Below are 25388 nucleotides of genomic sequence, written 5' to 3'. Positions count from 1 at the left end.
TCCTATTCTACTTGATACTCATTTGCTATACGAAAATTCCGTATGTCGTTGTTTCCTGTGTTGGTAAGCACTATTACAGGACTCGCCCGTTCATCCCCTGTAGAAATAACTGACACTGTTTGTGGAGACTGTGTGATAATGACTTCTTTTATGTTCTCCTCCGACTCTGGGAACGGATGCTCACCCATTTTGATTGGTATAGTCAGTTCCCCATCCCAAAGTATTTTTTCGATGTCCAAGGTTCCAGCGTACCGGCCTATATACCGTCTTCCGGGCAAGTCTGAAAACGTGAATACGATATCCCCTTTTTTGGCATTAAAAAGAGCCGCCACTTGGGCGACTCTCCTATGGTAATCAAGGGTTGTATCATCTGCCATTACGACACATTCAAGGTCAATTGTCCTAGCTCCGTAAGTGCTGCCAAAATCCAATTCCCCATCACGCTCAGCTATTTCTAGAGAATGATCTTTCGTAGGAGGTAGCACGGGTATATTGTGCTTTTTCAACCCCAAACCAATGGATTTAAAAGACTTGCCATCTGCCGTAGCGTCGATCATTAAGACTTACCTCCCCTCGCTTGTAACCTCCGTACCAGGTTATCTCGTTCGGTCCAAAACACCTTTGCTGCGGACTCGTCTTCAATATAAGTATCTCCTGAAGTTACTGTGTAGTAATTGTTGTTATACTGCGGATTTGTCCCATCCCCCGAAGCCATAGAGAAACTCGGCATAGAGAAATCAAGCCTTGGCATTTTGAAACTTATGAGGTTAAACAGGTTACTTTGCTGTTGATCGTTCAGATACATTTCACCGGCTCTTGCGATTACTGGAACCTCTGCGCCCCGGTCCCCTTGGACGATCCCACCAGAATGGAATTTTTGAAGCTTGCCTGTGTCCTTCTTGATGCCATATTTATTCCGTAGAGCAGCATTCTCCTCATGCAGCTTGGCTTTCTCGGCGGTGCCTGCCGAGTACCATTTATCAATATTGGAATTGTATCGCTCCAGGTCGCTATCCTTTTGTGAAAATGAAGATCCAGTATCCAAGGAAGCAGATATTGAAGTAGCATTGATTTCAGCCATTTTCATCTGATAGTCTAAGATGAATTGATCCAACTGGCGCAAGATTTCTGCGTTCTTCTCAGATTCCTTTGAAATCTGCGTATTTTTCAGATCTTCGGATTTGGATTCAACGCCATCTGAATACTCATCGAACTTACTGGTGAGTTCATCATAGTGCTGTTTTGCTGCTTCAATCTGGTCATTGTAATCCTTTTCTCGCTCAGTCTTCTCATCTTGAATCTTTTTCTTTTGGTCCTCCAAGCCACGCTTTGCCAGCGTCCGGTTATGTTCCCGTTGCATATCCTCAATGTCTTTCTCGGTTTGTTTGCGCTCAGCGATACCCTCGGGACCAACGGCGGATTGGAGCAAGGCAAGACGTGCTTGTTTCTCCGCCATAGCACGATCATAGTCCTCGTCTTCATTCGCGGTTTGCATCTTGGCAAGCAAGTCGTCTATGGCCTTGATTTTAGCATCCTGAGCTTCGACAAAAGCATCCCGCTCCGCTTCAATCCGTTTGACTTCCTCATCACGAGTCTTTTCAAGCGTTTCCTTTTCCTTCTTGGCAGCTTCAGTAGCGGCCTTCTTCTGATCCTCCAAAAGTTGCTTCTTCAAGTCATGGACCTGTACATCAATTTCCATGCGTTGCTCTGATCCCTCTTTATAAAGAGCCTGCATTTTTGTCCATGCATTGAGCTGATCAGAAACAGAAATGGCTTCCATGCTTTTTTGGTAATTAATACGTTTCTGAAAATCGGATAGGAATTCATCTTCCAATGCCTTGCGCTTCTCATAGATTTTCTGTTGTAATTCAAAACTTTGTTCGGCGGTACGATCTTTAGCCTTACTCATGCGGATATAAGCATCGTATTCCATTTTTAAAATAGCAATTTGGCCTTGTCCTGCCATTTCCATTTTGGAAGTCTCTTTATCAATCCATTTTTCTGAATTTTGATATCGAAGCTCATTGTACTTGACAGTAAGATCGTAAATTTGCTTTTGGATATCTCTCCGGTTTGCTGGCAGCAGGTAGGCTTTATTTTGTTCTTTGGTATAGAAATCAAGAGATGATCTGGTCATTTCGATTTCTTGCTTGTTGGCCTGCCGCATGCGTTCGTTTTTCTTTTCTAGGTTGGCGACATCTTCTTCGTAGCGAGAATCATTCAATTTCTGAATGTCTCGTCCCCACTGCTTTAAGGCATCCTTGTCTTCCGTGAGGAATTGCTTATGCCGCTGCCCCAAGCGTTTATATCCAGCTATCTGTTGATCTATAGACCATTCATTTCGTTCAGCGATGTACTTGAAGTTGTCCATATCATCGCTGTAAGAATCCTTACGAGCCTCAGCAGCTTCCTTGGCTGCTTTTTCAGCCGATTTTTCTGCATCACTCTTTCCTTTTCCCCCTTTTTTATCTTTGCTTGATGAATCACTAACTCCAAATTTAGGATCTTTGTAGAGCTTCGATAAAGCGTTAATCCGAGTGTCAAAGGATTTTGCTTGATTTTCATATTCAGTGTATATTTCATCAAGCTTTTTTTTGTTATCCAGTTTTTTCTTATCAACATCAAGTTGATTCTTGAAAGGAGCGTTTAAAACTGATCTAATGCCAGTCATGCTATTAAGTTCAGTTTGTCTTTTCGCAACCTCCAACGAACTCTGAGCCATCACACCATTAAGAGCAGCTTTTAATTGAGCTAAATTTCTAATAGCCTCTGCTTCAATGCTATAAGCTTTTAATCGTTCATCGGTGGATACTTTTGTGTTAAACGCTGAAGCCTTCTCGGATTTCAAATCGTCGATTGCTTTCTGAATTTTTGCTTTTCGGAGAACTTCCACAGCATCTTTTTCAAACTTCCATCCATCGCTCGTCTTATATATCTCTGCTGCAAGTTGAGGATATTTTAATATTAGGTCCGTGGCAGCAGCGGCGTTGAGAGACTGTCCTTTTGAAAGGTCGCTCAAGAGATTATTCATCTCAGATACAGCAGTGCCATTGCCTTGAATTTGCTCTCTTAAATCTGCTAATGCTTCCGCCTGAGCTTTGGCACTTTCAGCTGCTGTACCCGACTTCCCTGCAAATTGATCAACCGCATCAACTGCAACTTGGCCTAGCTGCACTGCGACTTCAGCGGCAGAGGCAGCAAGTTTATGGTTCTCCTTCTCTAAACCATTTACTTCGTCCTGGAGCAGCTGAACGGAGTTAGAAGCTTCGTCCAAACTCTTTCCAGTAAAAACGTTTTTAAAGAACTCTCCCATTTGTGAAGCTAGGCTGTCTTTAACTTTAAGGAGTTTCTCTTTTGTTTGCTCCAATTCTTCGGTGTTCTTTTTCAACTGATTGTTAATCTCATTTTGTTGATCGGTAAGCATGTTCTTTCGCGCTTCATTTTGCTTTGTAATCAGTGTGTTCAAAGCGTCAACTTGTATTTGTACGGCCTTTTCACTAAAGTTAGCGGATTCAAGCTGTTTGGCTCCATCCTTGCCTACTGTTATAATTAATGCTTTTGTGACCTCTTCCAGTTGTTTTTTTATTTGAGTTTGCCTCTCGATTGAGGTACCGCTAATTTTAAGCGAATCAGAAAGCGATTTATGAGCATTAACAAGTTTGGGAAGCAAGTCAATTTGTCGCTGATACTGACTTATCATTTGTTGAGCTGCCGAATCTTCATCTTTCAAGTTTTGCGCTCTTTCACGCGCTGCTTTTTCTTCTTTTCCACTTTCCCAAATGACAAGAGCAATTGCCCCAGCCAGCAAAGTCAAACCTGCTGTAGCAGCAGCCATCGTTACAGTGGATAATGCTTGCGCCCTAGTCATAGCTGTAGTTGCAATTGTTGCCTCTGTTGTTGCAGCAGTGGATGCCTGAGTTGCTGCGCTACGTTGGACGGTAGACAATGTTGCTCCTTGAGAAGAAACAATATTCACTTCATTGGCTGTAGTGTTGGCAGCAACAGCCACCGTTTCTGCAACCTTAGCTGTTGTAAGTACTTTCACAGCAGCTACTACATTCATAATTGGCCCGCTGAGGGCTTTATAAGCTAGAAGTAAACCTCCAATAGCTGCCGTACCCTCAAACACACCAGACGGTACTTTGGTAAGGCCAATAAGCAGTTGGTCAATCGCGTCCAAGACATTCTTGATCATTCTTCTTAGCCCGTCGTCGCCTGCATTGTTAAATATCTCAAGCAAAGATGCCTTGGTTTGTGCTGCTTTACGCTGAATAGTATCCATTTGAACCTTCAGGTATTCCATTGTCGATCCGGTTGAGCCTATAGAGGCTGCTGTACCAAGTAAAATATCCCCGGCATTAAGGGAAGCTGCCAATTTGGCATACTGATACACGCCGCGAGAGATATCTGCATATGACTTTGTAAGGTCATAGTTTTTGTCGATTACTTTAGTAGAAAGATCCAACAAGATATCTTCTGCTTTTCTCCATTGCTCTGATCCATTAACAACTTCCTTGGTTGCAACGCCCAAGCGTTCAATTTCTCCCACAGCCTTGTCGGTACGAATCGTACCCAAGACTGTCTTCCACATGTTACCGAGATTTTCACCAGAGAGCGCTGTGTTACGTACACCGGCTGAAATAAGACCGTTCATGAAGTCGAAGCTTACGCCTGTTTGAGCAGCAATCTTACCTGTACGCTCGAAGGCTGCTCCCAAGTCTTTAGCTGGTGCCATCGTATCATGGGCAACCTTGGACCAAGAATCCAGAACGCGCCCACCCAGCACCATAGCGTCATTACTGTCCTTGATTTGCACGCCATACTGAGCAAATGTAGACTCCATTGATTTTGTCGCATCTTCCAAGGATACAAGGTCAACCGTACTGAGCATTGTTGACTTACGTACCATCTCCTGAACAACGCCTGCATCCTTATACATCCGGCCCCAAAGACGTGCTGATTCGGTAACATCCATGATTTCCGAGCCAAGATCATGAGCCGTTCGAATAAATTTGGTTGTTTGGTCATGAAGCTTTTCAGTATTCATAACCATTTCTTTAGTGCCTTCGTTATATTCTAAAAAGTAATGTTCGTTTGTTTGGATATAACCCGCCATGTTGGATTCTATCCCAACCAATCCTTCTTTAAGTGCTTCCTGCACTTTGTGCATGGCTGCATACATTGTGTTGAATACAAGCGCATGCGTAGCCATGTCTCCTACTCGGCTCATCCAATTAGGCGTTGTAGTGAAGGTCTGTTTCATCTGTGCTTCGGTTTGGCTCAGTGAACGACGGATCTTCTGTTCTTCTTGAAGCACCTTTTCGCGAACCTGTGCTTCTTTCTGTTCTCTAGCACGCAGAGCGTTTATCCAGAACTTCTCATAATCCTGAGCGTTCTTCCTTGCTTGTTGTGCTTCCTTATCCGCCATTTGTTGCAACTTCATACGGATAGCCTGTTCTTGCATGAGGACACGTTCACGCGTCTTATCATCCGTTCCTACCCCTGAAACTTTAGCGGCTTTCTGTCCGGTTGATGTCGCCTTATTTTGAAGGGCCTCCATCCGTTTTAGATGCTCTCGTTCCTGCTGCTCAATTGCATCCTCACGCTTTTTTACAATGGCCTGCTGTGCTCTGAGTTTATCGTCGGTTATCTTATTCGCCTGGTCCAGTTGATTCTTCCGAGCATTATTTAATTCTGCCTGTGCAGTACGCTGCTTTACAAGAGCTTCGGATTCAGCGAGAATCTTCTTCCGTCTGTCTTCTGCACTCAAAGCAAACTTATCCGCACTACTGGCTAAGGATTTGAAATTTTTCTCGCTGATTCCTAATTCAGCATTTAGAAGTTTAAACGATTCAGCATTGGCTCTTGCTCCATTGTCGATAACCTTGAATGCAGGTAATATCTTGCTGGTATCCAGGTTTATTCGTGCGCCTACTACGTCCTTATTTAAGTCTGCCACTTAACTCACCTCACAAATGGTTCAGGAAAAGTTTCCTGACCTAAATACAGAAAAAGAGGCATCCTGCATGATTGCGGATGCCTCTTAATTTACTTGGCGAAGAAACCAAGATCAGATAACGTCTTGACCTTCTTCGGCTTTTTGTTTTCCACATTGCCACCGTGAAGAATGATTTCAAATTCCCGGTTTCTGTTCTTGGCTTTCATTAAAGCTCTGATTTTCGGAATAGTCATATTAGGCCACTCCGAATCAGAAATACCATTACTCACGCATAAAGCCCAAAGTTCTAACCAGTCCGTCTCATGATCATCCTCGGCAGGATTAGACTCCTCGTGCTCATCTTCCTCATCGGTCTCTTCATCTGGAGGAAACGACTCAGAATAGAAATCGATCTAATAAGTTGTCCAGTTCTTCAATACCGTCCTGGTCAATCTGTTCATACTCTTCTTCGGTTATTCCTTCAACCAGAACAAGGTTAAATGCCTTTTTATACGTATCCTCTACTTTAGGCCAGTCAACTGCTTCCCGGTCTTCGGTAGCCTCCCATTTTTTCCGGCCTATCGAAAACGAAAACTTGTGTGCTACACCGTCCATCTCTTCACGAACCTGACGGATCAATGCAATGGTCCCGATCTTCACATGCTTTTTGATACCCTCTGCCAACCGAATTTCTGAACCTATATTAAGCGTTTTATCCAATTGTTTGTCTGCCATCTAAATTTCCTCCTCAATGTATGTAACCCCCTACCTGAGCGATAGGGGGTTAAGTTAGTAATTGATTAGATACCGAAAATGATTTCTACTGCATATCGATTAGGATTCTCTGGCGTGATATCCGGCTCCATAATCTCTAGTGCCAATGTATTGGTGGTTGGCTTTTTGCGCTCTTGGGACACGTCCAAAGTCCCGCCGCCGAGAGCCTTCCAAATAGTGAGCTGGCAAGGGACTTCTTTGCCGTTCCGATCATCGGTTAATGAAAAGCGATGTACCAGTTTAAATGGTTTCGGACGGCGTTTACCGCTTAAGCTACTTCTTGTAGCATTCTCCTTTGACCATTTGAACGTAACGGTGATTAATTTCCCTTCGTTTACAACATCAGATGTGATTTTCCCATCAGCAGTAATTACGTACTGCTCTGCTGTTGGGGCAGATGCAACACGAGTCAACTCAGCTAGTTCACCTGTGTCAGTATCTTTTAAATAAACCCGGTCACTCTTATCTACAAAGGTTCCGTTATACTTCGTTGGAGCCTTTAACTTGTAGCCATCAGTTGCATTTAAAAACCCTTGTTCTACTTCATCAAATTGAACTGTTCCTTTTTCCGATTCAGCCCCTTGAGACAGTTCAGCCAAAATATCAGAGTAGCGAGGAACCTCCATAGAGGCTTTATCCCCTAAATCCTTAGCAGTGTAGTGGAATGCGTACCCACTATCGCCGCCCATTACTTTGTCCCAATCAAACTGCAATTGCAAAGTTACTTTAGTGATTTTATCATCAAGAAATTTGAGCCTTCCCCCTTCTTCATAGACCTGCGCTGACCCCACGCCATCAAATACTAAAGGTTGCATATAGTTTCATCCTCCTTATGTGTGAATACAAAAAGAACCGATCAGATTATTTGACCAGTTCCCATAAACGCTTATCAATCTCCGCAATTCGTACGTACTCTTTGGTTAGCTTGTAACCCTGTTTTGGATTCCAAACACTCATAATACCCAACCCTTTAGCAAGTATGATCTTCTCATCTATCAGCTTGTCCCACTCAGTGGGTTCAGGTTTAGGTGGTATAGGTTGAGTCCAATTCAATTCGGCTTCATAAGTTGTACCAGCAAGAGTAAGCACATTAAATTTGTACTTTTTGGTTGCGTTCGCTTCGCTAAACCATAGAGTCTCTTGATCATCGGGTTCAATTTTAACCCCATCTTTTTCAATGCTGGACACATTTGTTTTAGCCAAGGAAACTCGCTTTTGCGCTGAATCAAGCAACTCGTATTCAACATGGTTAACGCCATTGTGATCACCGGATCTTCCCGTTGCTTTCCATACTGTTGCTTCTGCCATTTTAGTTCACCTCAATTCATTCTTAAGTAATCTACATCGAAAATTGCTTTATATCCTTTCGCACCTTGTATTCCAGTAGCAAAGTCTGCGTCATAGGTCAGAACACACAGATATGAAGCAAAGCCCTGAGCAGTCAGTCGTCTGTCATGCAGAATCTTGAATGAACGTTCAAACAACAGCTTCGCTTCATAGGCTGTTTTACCGTAGAAATCAATACAGAACTTACCCTCGAACACCAGTGGATTAGTGGCGTATCGTCCCGGCATGACATATTGGCAGATATGTGGAACTGTGTCCTTAGAAACCGTTATCTCAGGCTCCATGCCTTTCGTAAATCGCTTTACTACCTCAGCAGAGGGTGATGAAGGAGTAAGCTTCAGCATGCTCATAAGTTCCGAATCTGCTTTTAAAGCATTCTGAACAGCATCAATAAGTTGTAGGCTCATTCCTTCACCTCCTTGAAGTATCTGTGATACGGAAAATCAGTTATTACACGGCTAATGCCATCCAAAATACGTTTGCGATTGGACTGGATTGCGATACGCAAAAAGTAGGTCGGCGGTGTAGCTTTGAATGACGCATCAATATCGCCTCGCTCCGCAAGCTCCTCCAAGTCCACCCCAGCATAGCCCCCACCTGATTCCTTCATGGTCCCGTCAATCGCCCGGTACTTTCCACAGGAACGACCTACAATAATACGATCACCTTTGGACCTCAGTCGGTTCCATGCTTCACTATTCATGTAGGTTATTAAACCGGGATTTTGGCTGCTGTCTGCCATCTTGGAGCCTTTACCGAATTGTTCAAGCCACGCCTGCCAGTAATCAGCGGTGATGTCGCCTGAAATCATCTGATTCGCCAGGACAAACATGTGCATTTCCAAGTGGTCCCGAACTGCCGGATAGTACCGTATGCCGCTTTTGGCTGTCAGCATGACCAGTTTCGTTAGCCCGGTAATTTCAACAGCGAGCTTATTCTCCAGATCCTTCGCCGCTTTCGCTGAATCATACCCTGTAATCATCGGCGGTCCTCTGAAAGCTGGACATGCAGCAGATTAGGATACTTTATCCTATCTACCACATCTACCTGGTATGTCTTCCCGCCCATTACAATCCGTTCAGGCGCGGATAGACTTGAGTCTTGAGGGTCTCTTACATCTACTGTCGTCTGTAACTGCAAGGTAAACACGGTACTCGGCAGCAAGCCCGGCTCCTGTTGTCGCAATTGTGCTGTAACATACTGTGCAAAGCACACAATATCAGTAGCAACAGTTATAAAGTCAGGATCACCTATAGGGTTATCGTTGGCATCATAAGCTTGCTGGTATCTCTGAACCTCGATTAAAGCGTTCGTTTTAATCAGAGAACAGTACTTGTCCTTCTCAGTTGTTGTACGTAGAGTCTGTACCAAATACGACGATTCGTTCTGAACTATATCTCCCGGCTTTACAGATGATTTCGAAGAAAACAAACCATTGTACATATACTCTTTTCCGATAACCGTTGTGGCTTTCGTTTCCCTAGACAATATAACGACATCGGGCTCACCATTGACAGTACAAGGTGAATACCTATGAGCGAAGTCTTTAAACATCAGTGACACCGCCTTTCTCTCGCCCGGGTCGGTCCAGCTACACCGAATACTGGAACATCTGTCCCCTGCTGCACTGTTGATATGGACTCGATAAACTCATAGGCTTCATCAACAAGCTGAACAGCGTACTTTTTCCAATCAACAACCTGATTTTCAAAAGAGAAGTCAAAGTCCTTTTTAGACTTCTTGATTCTTGCTATCATGGAAGGGGCCAGTATGGCAGCAACCATACAAACGGCTGCTGCATACACATAAGTTTGATCATCACCAGTTAACTCAGCATAATCAGGAACGGCTTTTACAATCCTCGATTCTCCAATGGGCAAAACAGAAAGAGCGTCTATGTCAGCATCGGATATTACATCCTCACCAACGCCTAGACGCCCTCTAATCTCCTCGTGATATGTTTCTGTAGTGAGTATCTTATTAGTTGCCATCTGCTGCACCGCCTGCAGCACTGATAGCCTGTTTCAATTCTTCAATACTCATTTTGGTGTATCCGGGTATTTTCAATTCCTTAGCTGAGGCTTTCAATTCACCATCGGACTGAAGAATATCAATTTGCTCAAGTAATTCTGCTTCTCGCGCTTTGGACTGTTCTAATTCGGCCTGAAGTTGCAACTCCCGTTCTGAAGGAGAACCATCAAGAGCCCCATTACCATCTACAATCTCCGCAAGCAATTGTCCAGTTGCGGCATTACGGATTTCATTCTTTGCGATATCTACAAGACCATCAGGGGCATCTGTTACGATGTCCCCCGAATTGTATTGCCCAACAGCATCAACCAATACTCTTACAGTTGTCATAAATTAGATCTCCTCTCTTACGCCACTGTTGCGAAGATATGCCAGTTAACGTATTTCAGACGCGGTAGCACTGTTGCACCATTGATGGCTTGCCATTGATCGGGGTCTCCTTGGATCAACTTAGTCAGTGCAAACTTTCCTGTATGACCGGTGAAAATGTCTTCATAGTTATTCGGGCCGGTCACAAGATCCATAATTGAGCCTGTCATACCTTGGCCGATTATGATTACTGCATTATCTGGAATGAACGGATAGAATACGCCAGAGTCATCAATGTAACCACCATCGTAAACTTCATACTTAAGACCATTCAAATTTTGGCTGACAATTTCAGCAAGCGAACCGTCAGTGACAACATCTTTACCAAAAGTGTACTTGATCAATTCGCGGATTTTAGCATTCTGCTTCAAATAGATATCGACTTTCTTATTAACAATAATTTTAACAGGACGAGCCCCACTTCCTCGGAATCGAAGTGACCAGCCATCTAAGTCAGCCAATGGATCTGCTGTTTCGGTATTACTCCACAATACGGATGCTGTTGGCTTGTTATTAGCTGGAACACCATAGTCAATCGTTCTGGCTGGTTTGGTGGATGTGGCTGGTACAATAAGTTTTCCCGTTAATGACTGCCATCTCATCCACTCAAACCGTGTCTCAAGGCGAAGGTTCAGACCGACCATTTTCTCAATCATGTATTCTTCGCCCCACTTTTGCTCAAGACTGTTGCCTGGCTTTCTCAAAGTAGCAATCTTTTCACGGTCAATAACAACCTTTTCTCTCCATTCTTGGTTCGTGAAGTTCATGTGTTTCACCACAGGTGGAGTATGAATAGGTGAAGGATCATTCAATCCTGTAGGTGGCGTCATACCCGTGTCGTCATAGGTGATGTCGTATTCAATAGTGAGTCCAAGTTCCGGTTTGAAGTCAACTCCATTGGTTAGCAATTGAGCCCCGCGAAAACTGTTAATATCCGTCCGAATGTTTTGGACGACTTCCGTAAGAAAATATGGATCAAGTACGTTTGCCATGTGTGTTTATCCCCCTTATACAAAGTAGCAAAGCTTCAGCGCTGTCTTTGCCGCTGCATCAATGCCTATCAATTTAGATTCATAGAAAATGCCAGCAATCCACACCGAAGCGCCAATATCTGAGATTGTTGTATCATTGTCGTTATCCAAAATGCACAAGGCTACTTCGGAACCATTGGTTGCCGATGCGCTATACGCCACCGCTTTATCCTTATCCACCCCAGCCGCTGTTATTTTGCCGATAACTGTCCCTTTTTTCAGGATTCCTTGTCCTTGTTTCAGTAAAATACCTCCGGGAAGCTTTGCCTGAAGATCGGTAGATGCAAGAACCTCTGTAAACTCTTGAGTAATAACCTGACCGGGACCAGGAGCGCCATTATACTGAGATTGCATCATATTATTTATCCTCCTTCAGCAGATTACCTCTGCCTGTATTCTTAAGTGCCGCCCGAGCTTCTTCACGAGCTAATGCTTTAAGTTGTTCTAGCGTTTTCTCGCCACCATCATTTTGTGAGTTAGCTGGCGTTGCTCCATTCAGCGCTCCCTCGGGTAGGTTTACATCATCACCTTGTGTATGGCGACCACCGCCACCCAAAGCAGCTTGTGCCTGCGCTTCATACGTTGCTCCAATTTTTTCAATTTCAGATACTGGCAAATGAGATAATGCCGTTTTCATAGCTTCTACATTAAAGGCTTCTCCAAGAGCACGGACACCAGCTCCACATGCTTGTTCAGTAACTTTGATCTTGTATGTCGCCCCATCAGCAGCCTGAGCGCTCAATGATGTAAGCTTGCTCAGAATATCGGAATCATTATCTACACTCAATGCAGCTCGAATTTGTCCAAGTACACTATTAGCTGTTGCCAATGCAGTTGCTTGGGTTTGTGCTGCTGCCAACGCAGCTTTTTGTTCGTCTGTCACAGTGTCATCTCCTTGGGCCAGTGTGTCGGCCTGTTCTTTTGTTTGATGCTGTTTTGATACAAAAGCAGACATACCGCCTTTGTTGCTGAAAAAATAAAAGACGCGTCCATCGCCATCAAGCGACTTCGCATCTAAAGGTAGTGGTTCATATTCAGTTTGTTTCGGCTGCTCAATTTCACCATGTTGTTTCATCGAGAGAGATTCGCGTGTAATTCCAGCGCCTTCGTACCCTCCATCAAATACAATGGAGTTTTCCATGATGTATCCGTCGTCAGCTAGAACAAGGCATTCTTTGTCGTCATACATTTGTCCACGTATATGCGAGCATGCCGAAGGTCCGTAATAATTACCACCGCAGATACCACACACATGCTTCGTTGTTACAAATCCCGCCGAGGTATCAAAGATAGTTCCTGAATCAATGCCAGTAGCCAGTTGATCCGTTGAGATCCCATTAGCTTCTAGCCCTTTTGCCATGTAATGATCACCGTAGAGTTCCAGTTCCCCTCCCTCTTCGATAATTCGACTGTCAAAAGTTCTGCCATACGGGAAAGATAAGGCTTCCCACTTCTGCCACGGATGGTCAACCAGCAAGGCGACTCCCTCTTTAACCTGATCTGCCATTTTGCGTAGGAAGTTTGGGGTAATCTTCATTTTGTACTTATCAATACGCTTGGTTCCAATGATTCTCGCTTGAAACACATGAGTTTGTTCATCCGTTAAAGGGACCAATGTTTTTTGATTAATCTTCGCCAATTGTTCGGGTGTAGGTTTAGCCATATTGTTTATTCACCTCCCTCCGATGGAGTATTTTCTTCATTTGAGTTAGATTCAAGCTTACGTGTAAGCAAAGGAATAAGTTCGGCCGGAATTTTGGCATTAATACCAAGAGTCCAACGTATTTCCTCAGCAGCTTCCAACGGTGTGATGTAGAAATTCTTCTCCGCTGTGATGTAGTTGCCGATCTTTGAATGACGATCACGTTCAATCTCATTTTCAGAGCGTAGATCAATGGGGAGATAGTCAGCTTCAACTTTTGTTTGAATCCCCTTTACTCTTGCGGACAATGAAAAAGCCCGCTGCCAGAAACGTTTGGTTACGCTCCGCGCGGACTCTACATTTTTGATATATATTTGAGTGTCAATTGAACTATAAGTTTCAGTTGACCCTTGATGCCTAGAAAGAATGGTAAGCAACGTTTTTAGTGAAGTGGCCATTTGAGTATCAATGATATCAATTAGCTTCTTAATATCAATCATTGGACCCGAATTTCCACCCTTCAGATATTCGACTTTTACACTATCCCAGTGGACAAGAGCATCATCTGGATTAAGTGAGTTGAAATGGTTTAGCATCTCATCCATTCGCTCTTTAAGCCATTTTTGCTGTCCATCTGGATTACTCTTTAAGTTGTTCGGCATATTCTTCAGCATGATTTCTTCCAACATGGAGATATCAAGCCGTGGATATCCTTGGTTGTGCACTACTGCTTTTAGATCAGCCAGCACTTGGAGGTGGAAGAAAACTACTTGCAGCACTGGAAGCATGGGCGTTCGTCCATAAGGATCATCAACCATAGGATCAAATTCTTCATAGATGAATGTTGGTGTGTCAATCTTTTTGTAATTTCCAAACCATTCTTCATTCGCGCTCCTCCGTGGGTTCTTTACATACTGCCACGGTGTAAGTCGATTAGTATCCGGTTCCCTACGGAACCAAATTAAAGCCGGATCAACCGGAACAATATCAACTACATCATTACATCGTTCATTCAGCACAACCTCCCCGGCACAAGCACCGCGAACCATGATCATCATCCGCTGGATCGTGTCTAGTTTACCTAATGACCTTCCATGCTGGTATCCCGGCGAAGGTAGCGGTGTATTAAGCATAGCTTTGAGTTCATCCAGTACCTGTTGTCCGCTCTTATCTGCATTCCCATTTGGTTTCTTAGCTGTAAATGTTAATTCGGTATCCCCCATACGTAAGTATGTGTACAGAGCATAGGATACGTCTGGATGAACGGATATAAGCAGTTCCAGCAATTCCTCTGCTGTATAGCTCTGCAACTTTGTAAGGTCAATATTATGAGCCTGCTGATGTTTTTTTGGTAGCCAGTTAAATATGCCCCACGGATTAGCATTATTAGGTACTGTTGCTCTGCCTATACCCATCATCTGCCGCTTTACCGCTGTCGGAAGAACGGAATTCGCCAAAGAATATACGGCTTTATGATACCATTTCAAAATTTCACCACCTTTCATTGCGAACTTCTATGAATACAGAATAACATTGGTTTTATTCGGATTTACTACTGATTTTCAACTGAAAAAGCAGTAACACTCACCAGAACGTTCAACTTTGGAATTTCTTCTTGAATCCTGCAACAAAAAAGAAGGCAGGAAAAGTTTCCTGACCTTCTATATTCATTCATACTTCTATGTCTAAATATCTCATTGGTTTTATTCGGTGTTACTACTGTTATTGAGCAAATACTTATCTTAACTATTTTTCTAGAGTAGGTAATTGTTCATTTTGCTGAAGGAGATCAAATGAATTTGTATAAAATAATTCGAAGAGATTGGAAGAGATAAGTAAAGCGCGGTGGGGTTGAACAAAATTCATTACATCGAACTCATTACCCGATTTGTATACAACCACATTGCCTTCAATGATATCATGCGATCCTATCAAACCAAAACTGTTAGGGTGGCAAAATTCTGATAATTCATCATATACCATCCTAAAATCGATTTCCTTGTTTCCAGATAACTTACGAAACATCGCGTTAGATTCATCGATCATCGTCATTACATTAATTGGATCTGGGGCATCACCGATGCGACCTGGTGTTTTTACACCCAAATTTAATTTATAAAGAGAATTATTAAGATTATCTAAGTCAATGTTCCCTTTGTAGTAGCTATTTAGTTTTTTGTACATATAACCAACTAATCCCGTAGTCTCAAGATGAGCGCGTACATTCAAATTAGAGGATAACGGATTATTGTCATTTAACGAAGAAATAAAACCTTTAGTTAGTACCTTAGATCTGTAAAGGGAGCTTTGCAATAAATGCATCCCCCTTATCCCAATCATACTAACAGGTTTTTCTTTAGGTAAGATTGTTTTACTTATAAAATGGTCATCATGTTTTAGTAAGTGTTCAATACTTCTATTCAAATCATCAAGTAGTCCTATTTTCTTAAAGCTATCAAAGATTTTTTCAGACAACATAAATTCACTTCTCCATTCGTAACTTTTTATAGCCATCATCTTTTTTATATTAACACCTCCAATACTAGGAATCATCACTTGTTGATTACTAAGTAGACTCTAAAAATGTTATTGCTTATTTAGCTATTCTCCCACTACATCTGTTTTCCTTGTCCCGTTCAAGGCTGCAATCATCAGCCTTGCCCTATAAATTCAAAAAAATATGCCGACAAATATTATAAGAGACTAAAAAAAGGAGATTTGTTATGATTTTTGACGCTATTAATATTTTATTTATTACTATTGGTACTTTTATGAGTATTTATGAATGGGTATCTCTTTTTTTCGTTGTTAGAAAATTAGAATCACACTTACTTAAGTACAAGAAAAAAGATTTATTAAATGGCTATGCATTGGAAGATAGACTTTATAAATCTTATAAAGAGTTACCCAAATACAAATTTAATATCATTAAAATAAGTTTAGAATCTTGGGACCCAACTCATAGCATATTCCAGCAACTAATAGATGTATTTAGTAAGTTAATATTCACTATTGCTATAGCTATTATAGGTTACTCGGTAAGTACATCTTCTTCACTGTTAACATACTTAAATAGTAATAAAGCAGAGCTACAAAAAAACAATCGCGAAGCCTGGATTGATCACATTGATAATATTTTTAAACGATTTGCAGAAGGATACCACATTTATGAAGTTATTCTTTTTATTGCTGTAGTTTTTTGCGCAGTCGCAATAAGCCATATAGTTACTGAAGGTATTAAGAAAACACTTCATAAGCGGCACTTGACAGTTATTTATGCAATCGAAAAAGAATCCGCTCAAAAATGATCCTTTTGCAATCAATGTCCAACAGCTTACGGAGATCATCGACCGTTTTAATCTCAAATTGGCCATCCTGAAAATCTTTGATCCGGCCGGGGATACCCTGGATGATGGGGAGGACGTTAGCGCGTCCTCCTTTTTATTTAAACTTATACTAGGCAGATTACAAACCAAACTTGTGAACCATCTGCGGTAACATTAATATAGTGAATGCTACGTTAAACAACGGTTTTATATATGGGGGGAGAATAAATAACAATGGTTAACAAAGAAATACCTCCTGGTGGCCAAAATTCTTGGACAGCATCTGATAAGATTCATACCGACCTGCTTGCCGCTAAAGTTCTAGTTTATAATCCATGTAATTTTAAATGTACTGGACCAATTCCAGAAAAACAAAACGCTGACTATGGGGCCTACTTCTTTAATTTAAATGCTCACTCTATACGATTCCGTATTGCAAAGACAACTCCAAAAAAGGTCGGGCAATTTGTGACTGTATATAAGAGGATTGGGGATGGACCAATCCAACCCTATGACGTATCAGATCCAATCGACTTCTTGGTTATTAGTACACGTAAAGACAGTAACTTGGGGCAATTTGTATTCCCAAAATCTATTCTGATTAAACATAAAATATTATCTAACAAAGGTGAAAGTGGTAAAAGAGCAATACGTATTTATCCACCATGGGACACGCCTACAAGCCTTCAGGCTCAAAAAACTCAGACATGGCAGTTAAAGTATTTTCTTAACATGCCTGTAATCGAACCAATAGACATTTCTCGTGCAAACGTACTTTACGATTTAGAATAATATGTTGCAACACTAGAAAGCCGTACCGGCTCCATACCGGTCGCCTGCTGATATCGCATTTTAATCACATCACAAAATACTGGGTCCAGTTCCATGGTCCTGCAACAGCGGTCGAGCTGATCACAGGTCATAAGGGTAGAGCCGCTGCCGCCAAAGAAATCGACAGTCTCGTCACCACGCTGGCTGCTATTCTTAATTGGAATAGCCAGCAGGTCAAGGGGCTTCTGAGTAGGATGGACATACTTGTTCACATCGCCCCTCGAAACCTCCCATACTGTCTCGGGCAATGGTTCCTCCACAGGCAGACCAGCCTTCCACACCGTTGTCTGTGTCCGATCACCGTACCAAGCAGGAGCTTTCCCCTTCAGGTGGGCATAAAAGACTGGTTCATGTTTAAAACGGTACTGCGCCCAGCCGAAGGATGCAGCATTTTTCACCCAAATACATTGGGTCCGGCTCACAATACCAGCAGCGTTCATAGCATCCTCAAACTCACGTTGATATGATGAAGGATGGAATACATAGATCGCCGCCGTAGGCTGCATTACCACTGTATAGTTGGCAAAAACGGCATACAAAAAGCCCGCGAAGTCCTCGGCGGGCATGTTATCGTTCATGATAGAGCTGCGGCCATCGGTAGCCAGACGTACTGAATCGCTCTCAACGGCCACATTATAAGGTGGATCAGTGACCACCAGCGCTGCTTTGGCTCCGTCCATCAAAAGCGCTACATCATCAGGATTAGTTGCATCTCCACACACCAAGCGGTGCCGACCGAGCTGCCACACATCCCCGCGCCTGGTCTCCGGCTCCTTGATTTCATCTAGAGCACGCTGGACGTCAAAGTCATCATCGGTAACCGGAAGGTCCAAAGCTTCATCATGTGGCACAGCAAATTCTGCGGCCAGATCCTCGAACTCTTCCAAATCGAAGCCGGACAGGGCCAGATTAGCTCCACTCACCTGCAGATCATCAAGCAATCGATAAAGGGCTTCATCATCCCATCGACCGGAAACTTTGTTAAGCGCTAGGTTGAGAAGCTTTTCCTGCTGGTCGTCCAGGTCGACAACACTTACAGTCAGCTCCGTATGACCCAGCTCGTTAACCATGATCTTATAGCGTTGATGGCCTCCAACCATGTTCCCGGTGCGTTCGTTCCAGACGATTAGCTCCACATAACCAAATGATTCGATGCTGGCTTTTAGCTTCTCGTATTCTGGATCACCTGGTTGCAGATCAACCCGTGGGTTATATGCTGCTGCGTTGATTTGTTCGATTGGTAGGACTCTGATTTCCACGATTCATACCCCCTATTTGAGTTGAGTTGGTTTCCGTTATTCGGGTGAGCAGCTAATAGGCTGTCAGAGCGTGTGTATGCCTTCTCTCTGCTCTCTGCTGTACTTCTTCCGGCATTTGTCCGTGTAACAGGAAGGAGGCTCAAAACAGCTTGCATATTGTCATATGAGGACAAAAGAAAAAGCACCCCGAAGGATGCCTCTTAATCATGGAAAAACGTAACCCATATGCCTATAAGGGCTAAAATTCCTAAAGCTGAAATTAAATTTTTTCTGTTGAAAGGTCCAAAGAAAAATTTAAACATTAGAACCAAAGCTGTTATCATAACCAAGAATAATAGTAATTCATTCAAATAGTATACCTCCTTAAAATTTTGCCTAATTCCAAGATTCGACATTCAGGAAAGCTTATCCTTTTTCACACATGCGGTACGGGAACAAAACTGTCTAACACCATCCCACCTGCCCCATACACAACCTTTGCATTTTTTCGGCTGTTTTGGTGGGCCTTTCAACGGGAGCAAAATCCCTTTCTTCTGCTGCTTCTTCAAGACTAAAATCCTTTCAAAAGGCAATAAAAAAAGCCACTCAAATGAGTGACTTGTATCTGCCTATGTATTTTAAGCACCAAAGTAACACAGGCGCTCATTTAAACAAAACAGATTAATTAACGCTCGATATCATTTATTTTTATTATTTGAGCAACTTTTGGCTATGCTGGTCCAGTTTTTCTAATCCATTAACTTTTATAATATGCTTTTTAGCATCTTCAATTAACTTCAACATACTATTAGCCTTTTTCTCTACCTCATTAATCATGTCAATATTGTTAGGATCCTTTATCCAAATAGCTAAATTCACACAATAACTTGAAAGCTGTAACACTTCTGAAATTTTAGCTTTAGAAGATTCGTGTATCCAAATTTCATTTTTATTATAAGCCCTCGTCAATTCTTCCAAACTGCTTAAAGGGGCAAAGTCTTTCGGATCTTCATGAACAATAAATTCGTTACCATAATCAACAAACTGACTATAATATAATTGATAATCAAGTAGTGCACTATAAATGTTACTGTATGCAGATAGTCTGGAGCTCATATTTGCCATCAGTATTCGTTCACGTTCCGCCCTTCTGCTGAAGATCAAAACAGAAATTTGATTTAATATGACCCCCACGATCACGCCGATTAAACTAGACACATTACAACCTACTTTCTTTAATCTTTTTTAAGATATTCGATAACAGATGTTATACTCCTTTAAGACACTTTGTAGTAGTCATGTTTTTTCTTCGAATATGGTTATAGAGAAATCAAAAAGGTCAGCACATTGGCTGACCTGATCACCGAGGCTAAAAGCTGCTGTTCATTCCATGTGATTTTCCATGATACAAATAATTTACCATTGCAAATTTTACCATAGAGGATCATTAAATAGTAAAAAATAGATATCTTCTGGCGAAATATGTACGCTTTAACTAACATTATAACCCAGATGATGTAGTTGTGAGACGAGCTTCTCGTGTGATATGTCATAAATTTCGCCCAACACTATAATTGAAGCAAGTAGAGACACTACACTTCGTTGCAAACAATTGGTCATAGTAGTGTAATCGCCGCCAAACATGACTTCTTTTTTATTATTTTGAGACAAATAAGCATCAATTATACTACTAGAACCATGTGTTATATCGCTTGCCATAGCATAAACTGTTCTATAAAGCTCTTCAAGATAAAATTTCTCCAGAAAGTTCTTAAATACCTTAGTATCGTCTACTTTTCGTGCTCTGTCGCTTAAATAGGGATGCTTACACCAGAATATATGTTTACCGTTCTTAAAGTCTGGATACTTTTCACGAAAGTTCTGCTCCCTTTCTTGAAGGTCTTTGATTTTGCTTGGATCTACCGATGGAGTATGAACAGTCTCTCTACGTTTTTCCCTGTGTTTTTTAAAACGTGTCAAACCTTTATGCAAAGAATTAAATTTTGCTTTGTAATATTCTATCCAAGCGTTTCTTTCTAAGACTGAATTATTTATTTTCTCAGACAACCAAAGATAAGACAAATTAATCAAATTCTCTAGAATAGACCTATTTAAAATTGAGATAGAGTTTCCGTATCCTTGTTGTGCTAAATAAAAAATACTCATTCCTAATTCATATTGATGGGATAAGCAATATTGACTTATATATTCTAATGCCTCAACTTTGTTAGATGCTTCGTTTGAGGCGATTTGCTGTAACCTTCTAGTTTTTGTATTCATTTCTTCTACTATTAATTCATATGTGTATAAAATCGAGGATAAGTTCCTCAATGTTGCTTTATCGACCTCACTCAGTGAGTGCATATTTTTAATTCCCTTCAGAGCAGACGTCCATTTCATGTTGAATTCTTTATTTTCATCAAGCATATATTTCCTCCAAAATAATTATTTTCTATACATTATAGTATAAATAATATAATTAAGACTACGTAAAACTGGCTCTTTGGTTACCACGTTTTGTAAGAAATCCAGATTCGCTCTATGCAAGTAAACCCAGCAGCGTTGCTAGTAAAAATCGTTTCTTAGTTGACCCTATGGAAAGTGCTGTCACTAAGGTCCTCTCCCGTTGCTGATATAATCAAATTCCTCAGGTAGATACGTTGGATAATTTCCCTCTGCTGGCTATTCAGTCAGGCCTGCATCCATCTTACGTTACCTGGCTTCTGAATCACATTCAAGATTCAATTTGTTCAGTTTGTTTATTAATTTCAATATTAGATCCATACTCGCTTGGACTGTATCCCTGCGTTACGCTTACCTCACGCTAGAAAAATACGATTTGCCGATACTGCCCAGCTACATCCTGATATTCTTCCATTACGAGGTGTGTCACTTAACATCTTTTTATCTTTTTACTGCCACACTACCTATTGAAGGAAGCATAATATGTGTGTCTGGTGCCATTAAATATTCTCCAAACGCCAACACAAAAGCGTCAGCTCGGTCTGGTGACTTGAGTCCACGCTTTTTCATATCCTTCTTACTTTCAAGTAGCATTTTACCCTTGCTGGTCATGTTCCATTTACGTGCTGTAAGTTGGGTTATAAGAACATCATCATCAGGCAATTGCAGAACGCTCGCATCTCCATTTATGAAATTACTCATATTCTGTTCCAATTGATCCTTAATAGATGCCCACATTTCAGTAACTAGGTTCCCATAGTGCTCATCTAAAGATGAAGAACCATTGTTAATTGGAATGATTTCATATGGTAGCCCCTCTTCAGCTACGATTTCATTTAGTCGATCCGTTACACCTCCACCTACACCGCTATCATCTACTCTTATTCTGATTCGGTTCAAATCTTGATGAGCTAAATGTAGTTCTTTAGCCAGGCTGATCACCCAGCCAGCAGTAACCATTGTGTCTTTCTTGAAATGATGGTGTTCCCCTACAACTCTTGGCCCTATACCAGCAAACATTGAAGTTTCATCATCACCAAACCGCGCAACGTCCACTCCTATAGTTAGCATGTCTCCGGTGGGTTCAAGATTCACTTCTTTAGCAGCGAATTCGGCAACTTCTAGCGCGATAAATGTATCCGCCTCTCCACGAGGAAACTCACCTTCAACCCGGACTCTCCATACATCACTGCCTTCACCATACTTACGCTTGAGCATAGCGATATTATCCTTGCTTGTTCTTGGGCTGTCTAGACAGGATACCTTACGTGTTTTGTAGTCTGCTCTATCCTTATTGTGCGAATCATAAAAAACACCCGACGTTTTTGTCGGGTTGCCGCACATCAATATTTTATTGAACTCACCAGACAACGTACCCAATATAGCCTCCATGATTGGATCAGCAACACCCGATGCCTCATCCACAATAAATAGCATGTAGTCCTCATGGAAGCCCTGCATGTTCTCAGGTTTGGTTGCTGTCCGAGCTGTAGCGAACCAGCGTTCCTCATAATTCTTCATGTATATTTTGGTCTTAGTCCACTTAAGGATTCGTTTCAGCACCGGACTTTTAGATTGCCATTTATTAATCTCAGCCCATAACACGTCATGTAGCTGCTGTCTTGTAGGAGCTGTACAAATCACTTTTGGATAAGGGAAGCAGGACAGAAACCAAAGGGCTGTTGCAGCTTCCAGTCCGGTTTTCCCTACACCCTGACCTGAACGAACTGAAACACGAGGATTATTAGCTAAATCCATTAGAGTGCTTGCCTGCCAATCATCAGGATAGAACTTAAGCATCTCTTGGCAGAACAATGTGGGATTCTTGCGATACTCAGGAATCCGTTTCTTGAATGCTTGAAGCCTCCGTTTTGTCTCCGGTGAGTCCTTCGTCTTCATTACCTACCACCGCCTCTACCCAATCGTCAATTAAATCGTCTTCTGTATTGCCTTCACCCGTGACCTTTGCCCTTTCAAGCTCAAGTTTCTCACGCTGCATCTTGAGTTTTTCGTTTTCAATCATACGTTTATGATTATCCGGCAACAAATCCATATATTTAGTCAGCACGTCCAATGCCTTGGTTTTGTCGTGTAGCTTTACACTCACTCCGTCCTTACCCTGCTTGACTTCTGAAACCAGAGTTCCATCAATTTCATCGCTGTTTTTAAAAGAGACATAATTATATCTGTACTTCTTTGTTTCTCCAGTCTCCGAATCAAAGATCGGTTCTCCTTCTAATCCAAGAACGTCTTCTTCCTTTTGACCAAATTCCACGTAATCTGTAATGTCTGCAAAAGCTATCTTCATATACTCCATCAGTACGCGCTGAGCATTCAATCCTACCTCGTCGATCATAGATTCCTTATGCTGCCGAATAATGTTTTGAATTTCAACTTTCTTCAACAGAGCGAAACCGATCTGATAGGCGGTTTTCTTACTGTATCCCGCCGCAATGGCTGACCTCGTGGCGTTGAAGTCTCGAAGGTATTCATAAGTGAATATCCTTTGCTTAGGCGTTAATCCATCTTCATCGGGAACTTCCGGTTCAGGTTCTTCAACAATTACAGGAACGTTCTGCACCTTTTTGGAACGTTCCATATTATCAGAGCGTTTCTGTTTTTTTTTCGGAACGTTCCGTATTTCTCGAGTAGAAACCTTTAGCTCTTTAGAGAGCGTATCAACTGTAAGCAGGGTAGCATATACCTCTCTTGGCTTATCACCCTTATATGTACCGACGAGTTTGCGCCGTTCCATTTCATCAATCAGTCGAGCTGCTCTGCTATAACCTATCCTCATCCTTCTCTGCAATAAAGAAACCGAGGCTTGTTTGGCCTCGGCTACAATTTGGACGGCTTTTAGAAAAAGCTCATCAGGATATTCTGTTGGGTCTTCATCTTCATTTGAAGTTTCGTTATTTCGATCCGTTGCATTTTTATTAGAACGTTCCGTATGTTCCGTTTCGTCAGCAAGCATGTCCTCCCACTTATCTTTAGCCTTCCATCCTCTTACCGTACCTTCAGATACACTAAGTTGAGAGGCTATATCTGTGAGACGTATGTTGCCGGAACCGGCTTTGTATAAATCAAATGCTTCGTCCCGTTTTGGATCTCTCTTTCGTCCCATGCCTTGTTATTCACCCCTTTTGATAATGTATCTGAAGCTAAGGAAAAGTTTCCTGGACAAATAAAAAAAGCCGCCTATTGGCGACTTAACTGATACCCCACCATATTCGACTGCTAATATAAATCGAAGCTACTGTACCGACCACTACCGCAACTATTAAAAAAATCCTATATATTTCTCTTGTTAGACCCCTTGGTATGAATGTACACAAAATCTCACCTAGAATATAAATCACTACCGCTGTAATCGCTCCAATAATGAACGGGCCTGCCCCATCCCATATTCCTGTCCAAGTCATCATTTTTTCCCTCCTGTTCTTTATTTCGTCAGGAGAGTGTCAACCTATTAATGTTCATCTAACTAATTCATTCAAAAGGCCTCCTATTGGCAATTATAATACGCATAATAATGCGCATTTTCTCATTTACGCGCATAATAATACGTGTTATAATTCATAATATAGAAAGGAGGTAAGCGATGCCGAAACAAATAACAGTCAGAGAGTTGACCAAACGGTTGAGAAGAGAAGGGTTTGGACCTTCTCCTTCTCACACTGGCAACAGCACTAGTCACAAAAGATGGAAACATAAAGATGATCCAACACGTTACGCGGATATCAGTTTCCATAATGACGGAGCCACCATACCGATTGGAACAATCAAGAGCATCGAGAAGACAACAGGGGTTAAGTTTTAACCCCTGGGCTTCTCTCCAAACGCTTACCTCACTGTACGGACTATTCGTCGTCTTCTATATATATAACACGACGAATAAACAAAAATAATTAAATTAAAGGAGCGAGATAAATTGAAAAACACCTATATTTACCCTGCTGTTGTTGAAAAAGCAGTTGATGGTTTAGGACTGTATTTCCCGGATATTCCCGGTACGGCCGTTCTTGCACCTGATATACAAACGGCTGTTGTTGATGCTAAGAACATGCTGGTTGATCGTATATTGGAATTAGAAGACACAAAAATGGACATTCCTAGTCCATCTGATCCGACCAGCATTGAATTAAACGATGCCAGTGACCGGATTGTGTACATCGAAGTATTCTTGCCACCTTATAGGGAGTCCGAAGCAAATAAATCTGTCACAGTAAATTGCACTGTACCACAATATTTACGGAATGCCGGACGGGATGCTGGGCTGAATTTTTCTCAGCTACTTCAAAGCTCCATTAAAGATGCACTCGGCATAAAACAAAAATAATTAAAGAGTGAAATAAAATGAATGAGGCGTCCATAGCGGGCGCCTTTTTTTACATAAGT

27 protein-coding genes are annotated in these 25388 nt (G+C 41.9%); 4 read left to right on the top strand and 23 right to left on the bottom strand.

Going from position 1 to position 25388, the window contains the following annotated elements; all coding sequences use genetic code 11:
• Nucleotides 1-2 precede the first annotated feature (2 nt).
• From MKX59_RS12795 to MKX59_RS12720, 16 genes are all read right to left on the bottom strand, one after another.
• Nucleotides 3-557: a phage tail domain-containing protein gene (locus MKX59_RS12795; RefSeq protein ID WP_076295990.1), complete on the bottom strand. Its 555-nt coding sequence runs from the start codon at nucleotides 555-557 to the stop codon at nucleotides 3-5.
• A complete protein-coding gene (locus MKX59_RS12790; RefSeq protein ID WP_076295991.1) occupies nucleotides 557-5959 on the bottom strand; it encodes a phage tail tape measure protein in 5403 nt (1800 codons plus the stop codon). The genes MKX59_RS12795 and MKX59_RS12790 overlap by 1 nt, the downstream gene beginning before the upstream one ends.
• An 89-nt stretch (nucleotides 5960-6048) precedes the next feature.
• Nucleotides 6049-6192 carry a hypothetical protein gene (locus MKX59_RS12785; RefSeq protein ID WP_167518779.1) on the bottom strand — a complete coding sequence of 48 codons (144 nt, stop codon included), beginning with the start codon at nucleotides 6190-6192 and terminating at the stop codon, nucleotides 6049-6051.
• Nucleotides 6193-6334: 142 nt separating this feature from the next.
• Nucleotides 6335-6673 (bottom strand): hypothetical protein, encoded by a 339-nt coding sequence (locus tag MKX59_RS12780; RefSeq protein WP_076295992.1) that lies wholly within the window; start codon nucleotides 6671-6673, stop codon nucleotides 6335-6337.
• Between the two features lie 65 nt (nucleotides 6674-6738).
• Nucleotides 6739-7527, bottom strand: a complete 789-nt coding sequence (locus MKX59_RS12775) for a hypothetical protein (RefSeq protein ID WP_076295993.1) — start codon at nucleotides 7525-7527, stop codon at nucleotides 6739-6741.
• A gap of 46 nt (nucleotides 7528-7573) precedes the next feature.
• Nucleotides 7574-8020, bottom strand: coding sequence for a hypothetical protein (locus tag MKX59_RS12770; RefSeq protein WP_076295994.1), 447 nt, complete (start codon nucleotides 8018-8020; stop codon nucleotides 7574-7576).
• Nucleotides 8021-8031: 11 nt separating this feature from the next.
• Complete coding sequence (locus tag MKX59_RS12765) at nucleotides 8032-8466, bottom strand: hypothetical protein (protein WP_076295995.1); 435 nt, start codon at nucleotides 8464-8466, stop codon at nucleotides 8032-8034.
• A complete protein-coding gene (locus tag MKX59_RS12760; RefSeq protein WP_340858464.1) occupies nucleotides 8463-9041 on the bottom strand; it encodes a hypothetical protein in 579 nt (192 codons plus the stop codon). Before MKX59_RS12760 ends, MKX59_RS12765 begins: the two co-directional genes overlap by 4 nt.
• Nucleotides 9038-9613 carry a hypothetical protein gene (locus MKX59_RS12755; RefSeq protein ID WP_076295997.1) on the bottom strand — a complete coding sequence of 192 codons (576 nt, stop codon included), beginning with the start codon at nucleotides 9611-9613 and terminating at the stop codon, nucleotides 9038-9040. The genes MKX59_RS12760 and MKX59_RS12755 overlap by 4 nt, the downstream gene beginning before the upstream one ends.
• On the bottom strand, nucleotides 9613-10050 hold the full coding sequence (locus MKX59_RS12750) for a hypothetical protein (RefSeq protein ID WP_076295998.1): 438 nt from the start codon (nucleotides 10048-10050) through the stop codon (nucleotides 9613-9615). Before MKX59_RS12750 ends, MKX59_RS12755 begins: the two co-directional genes overlap by 1 nt.
• Nucleotides 10040-10420: a hypothetical protein gene (locus MKX59_RS12745; protein ID WP_076295999.1), complete on the bottom strand. Its 381-nt coding sequence runs from the start codon at nucleotides 10418-10420 to the stop codon at nucleotides 10040-10042. Before MKX59_RS12745 ends, MKX59_RS12750 begins: the two co-directional genes overlap by 11 nt.
• A gap of 17 nt (nucleotides 10421-10437) precedes the next feature.
• Entirely contained in the window at nucleotides 10438-11451 is a 1014-nt protein-coding gene (locus tag MKX59_RS12740) for a major capsid protein (RefSeq protein WP_016822040.1), read from the bottom strand.
• Between the two features lie 15 nt (nucleotides 11452-11466).
• Nucleotides 11467-11847, bottom strand: coding sequence for a head decoration protein (locus MKX59_RS12735; protein WP_076296000.1), 381 nt, complete (start codon nucleotides 11845-11847; stop codon nucleotides 11467-11469).
• Between the two features lies 1 nt (nucleotide 11848).
• On the bottom strand, nucleotides 11849-13153 hold the full coding sequence (locus MKX59_RS12730) for a hypothetical protein (protein WP_076296001.1): 1305 nt from the start codon (nucleotides 13151-13153) through the stop codon (nucleotides 11849-11851).
• A gap of 5 nt (nucleotides 13154-13158) precedes the next feature.
• Entirely contained in the window at nucleotides 13159-14619 is a 1461-nt protein-coding gene (locus MKX59_RS12725; RefSeq protein WP_256704536.1) for a hypothetical protein, read from the bottom strand.
• A 259-nt stretch (nucleotides 14620-14878) separates the two neighbouring features.
• Nucleotides 14879-15610 (bottom strand): hypothetical protein, encoded by a 732-nt coding sequence (locus MKX59_RS12720; RefSeq protein ID WP_179086228.1) that lies wholly within the window; start codon nucleotides 15608-15610, stop codon nucleotides 14879-14881.
• Nucleotides 15611-15855: 245 nt separating this feature from the next.
• On the opposite strand from MKX59_RS12720, the gene MKX59_RS12715 reads away from it, so the two are divergent.
• Nucleotides 15856-16440, top strand: a complete 585-nt coding sequence (locus MKX59_RS12715; protein ID WP_076296004.1) for a hypothetical protein — start codon at nucleotides 15856-15858, stop codon at nucleotides 16438-16440.
• A 252-nt stretch (nucleotides 16441-16692) separates the two neighbouring features.
• A complete protein-coding gene (locus MKX59_RS12710) occupies nucleotides 16693-17250 on the top strand; it encodes a MepB family protein (RefSeq protein ID WP_076296006.1) in 558 nt (185 codons plus the stop codon).
• Here MKX59_RS12710 and MKX59_RS12705 read toward each other — a convergent pair.
• From MKX59_RS12705 to MKX59_RS12675, 7 genes are all read right to left on the bottom strand, one after another.
• Nucleotides 17235-18548: a site-specific DNA-methyltransferase gene (locus MKX59_RS12705; RefSeq protein WP_076296007.1), complete on the bottom strand. Its 1314-nt coding sequence runs from the start codon at nucleotides 18546-18548 to the stop codon at nucleotides 17235-17237. The two genes, MKX59_RS12710 and MKX59_RS12705, sit on opposite strands and share 16 nt — an antisense overlap.
• A gap of 200 nt (nucleotides 18549-18748) precedes the next feature.
• Nucleotides 18749-18898 (bottom strand): hypothetical protein, encoded by a 150-nt coding sequence (locus tag MKX59_RS12700; protein ID WP_179086229.1) that lies wholly within the window; start codon nucleotides 18896-18898, stop codon nucleotides 18749-18751.
• Nucleotides 18899-19238: 340 nt separating this feature from the next.
• Complete coding sequence (locus MKX59_RS12695; protein ID WP_076296008.1) at nucleotides 19239-19745, bottom strand: hypothetical protein; 507 nt, start codon at nucleotides 19743-19745, stop codon at nucleotides 19239-19241.
• 273 nt (nucleotides 19746-20018) lie between these two features.
• Nucleotides 20019-20954, bottom strand: a complete 936-nt coding sequence (locus MKX59_RS12690; protein WP_076296009.1) for a DUF5677 domain-containing protein — start codon at nucleotides 20952-20954, stop codon at nucleotides 20019-20021.
• Between the two features lie 477 nt (nucleotides 20955-21431).
• Nucleotides 21432-22889 carry a DEAD/DEAH box helicase family protein gene (locus tag MKX59_RS12685; protein WP_076296010.1) on the bottom strand — a complete coding sequence of 486 codons (1458 nt, stop codon included), beginning with the start codon at nucleotides 22887-22889 and terminating at the stop codon, nucleotides 21432-21434.
• Nucleotides 22825-24114: a terminase small subunit gene (locus MKX59_RS12680; RefSeq protein ID WP_076296011.1), complete on the bottom strand. Its 1290-nt coding sequence runs from the start codon at nucleotides 24112-24114 to the stop codon at nucleotides 22825-22827. The genes MKX59_RS12685 and MKX59_RS12680 overlap by 65 nt, the downstream gene beginning before the upstream one ends.
• An 85-nt stretch (nucleotides 24115-24199) precedes the next feature.
• Nucleotides 24200-24415, bottom strand: a complete 216-nt coding sequence (locus MKX59_RS12675) for a hypothetical protein (protein WP_076296012.1) — start codon at nucleotides 24413-24415, stop codon at nucleotides 24200-24202.
• Nucleotides 24416-24591: 176 nt separating this feature from the next.
• Here MKX59_RS12675 and MKX59_RS12670 point away from each other — a divergent pair, with 176 nt between their 5' ends.
• Together MKX59_RS12670 and MKX59_RS12665 are read left to right on the top strand one after the other, a co-directional pair.
• A complete protein-coding gene (locus MKX59_RS12670) occupies nucleotides 24592-24810 on the top strand; it encodes a type II toxin-antitoxin system HicA family toxin (protein WP_076296013.1) in 219 nt (72 codons plus the stop codon).
• 111 nt (nucleotides 24811-24921) lie between these two features.
• A complete protein-coding gene (locus MKX59_RS12665) occupies nucleotides 24922-25329 on the top strand; it encodes a type II toxin-antitoxin system HicB family antitoxin (protein WP_076296014.1) in 408 nt (135 codons plus the stop codon).
• Nucleotides 25330-25388 lie beyond the last annotated feature (59 nt).

It is taken from the genome of Paenibacillus sp. FSL R7-0340 (genome assembly GCF_038002205.1).
In the GTDB taxonomy this organism is placed as follows: Bacteria; Bacillota; Bacilli; order Paenibacillales; family Paenibacillaceae; genus Paenibacillus; species Paenibacillus polymyxa_B.
This window is presented reverse-complemented; position numbering and strand designations above follow the sequence as displayed.

Excerpts from the sequence above, each read along its gene's own strand:
- MKX59_RS12735 (WP_076296000.1), bottom strand. The coding sequence starts at position 11,847 with ATGATGCAATCTCAGTATAATGGCGCTCCTGGTCCCGGTCAGGTTATT.
- MKX59_RS12685 (WP_076296010.1), bottom strand. The coding sequence starts at position 22,889 with ATGAAGACGAAGGACTCACCGGAGACAAAACGGAGGCTTCAAGCATTC.
- MKX59_RS12740 (WP_016822040.1), bottom strand. The coding sequence starts at position 11,451 with ATGGCAAACGTACTTGATCCATATTTTCTTACGGAAGTCGTCCAAAAC.
- MKX59_RS12745 (WP_076295999.1), bottom strand. The coding sequence starts at position 10,420 with ATGACAACTGTAAGAGTATTGGTTGATGCTGTTGGGCAATACAATTCG.
- MKX59_RS12750 (WP_076295998.1), bottom strand. The coding sequence starts at position 10,050 with ATGGCAACTAATAAGATACTCACTACAGAAACATATCACGAGGAGATT.
- MKX59_RS12795 (WP_076295990.1), bottom strand. The coding sequence starts at position 557 with ATGATCGACGCTACGGCAGATGGCAAGTCTTTTAAATCCATTGGTTTG.
- MKX59_RS12760 (WP_340858464.1), bottom strand. The coding sequence starts at position 9,041 with ATGATTACAGGGTATGATTCAGCGAAAGCGGCGAAGGATCTGGAGAAT.
- MKX59_RS12715 (WP_076296004.1), top strand. The coding sequence starts at position 15,856 with ATGATTTTTGACGCTATTAATATTTTATTTATTACTATTGGTACTTTT.
- MKX59_RS12670 (WP_076296013.1), top strand. The coding sequence starts at position 24,592 with ATGCCGAAACAAATAACAGTCAGAGAGTTGACCAAACGGTTGAGAAGA.
- MKX59_RS12785 (WP_167518779.1), bottom strand. The coding sequence starts at position 6,192 with ATGACTATTCCGAAAATCAGAGCTTTAATGAAAGCCAAGAACAGAAAC.
- MKX59_RS12730 (WP_076296001.1), bottom strand. The coding sequence starts at position 13,153 with ATGGCTAAACCTACACCCGAACAATTGGCGAAGATTAATCAAAAAACA.
- MKX59_RS12690 (WP_076296009.1), bottom strand. The coding sequence starts at position 20,954 with ATGCTTGATGAAAATAAAGAATTCAACATGAAATGGACGTCTGCTCTG.
- MKX59_RS12765 (WP_076295995.1), bottom strand. The coding sequence starts at position 8,466 with ATGAGCCTACAACTTATTGATGCTGTTCAGAATGCTTTAAAAGCAGAT.
- MKX59_RS12710 (WP_076296006.1), top strand. The coding sequence starts at position 16,693 with ATGGTTAACAAAGAAATACCTCCTGGTGGCCAAAATTCTTGGACAGCA.
- MKX59_RS12680 (WP_076296011.1), bottom strand. The coding sequence starts at position 24,114 with ATGGGACGAAAGAGAGATCCAAAACGGGACGAAGCATTTGATTTATAC.
- MKX59_RS12775 (WP_076295993.1), bottom strand. The coding sequence starts at position 7,527 with ATGCAACCTTTAGTATTTGATGGCGTGGGGTCAGCGCAGGTCTATGAA.
- MKX59_RS12770 (WP_076295994.1), bottom strand. The coding sequence starts at position 8,020 with ATGGCAGAAGCAACAGTATGGAAAGCAACGGGAAGATCCGGTGATCAC.
- MKX59_RS12675 (WP_076296012.1), bottom strand. The coding sequence starts at position 24,415 with ATGATGACTTGGACAGGAATATGGGATGGGGCAGGCCCGTTCATTATT.
- MKX59_RS12755 (WP_076295997.1), bottom strand. The coding sequence starts at position 9,613 with ATGTTTAAAGACTTCGCTCATAGGTATTCACCTTGTACTGTCAATGGT.
- MKX59_RS12780 (WP_076295992.1), bottom strand. The coding sequence starts at position 6,673 with ATGGCAGACAAACAATTGGATAAAACGCTTAATATAGGTTCAGAAATT.
- MKX59_RS12720 (WP_179086228.1), bottom strand. The coding sequence starts at position 15,610 with ATGTTGTCTGAAAAAATCTTTGATAGCTTTAAGAAAATAGGACTACTT.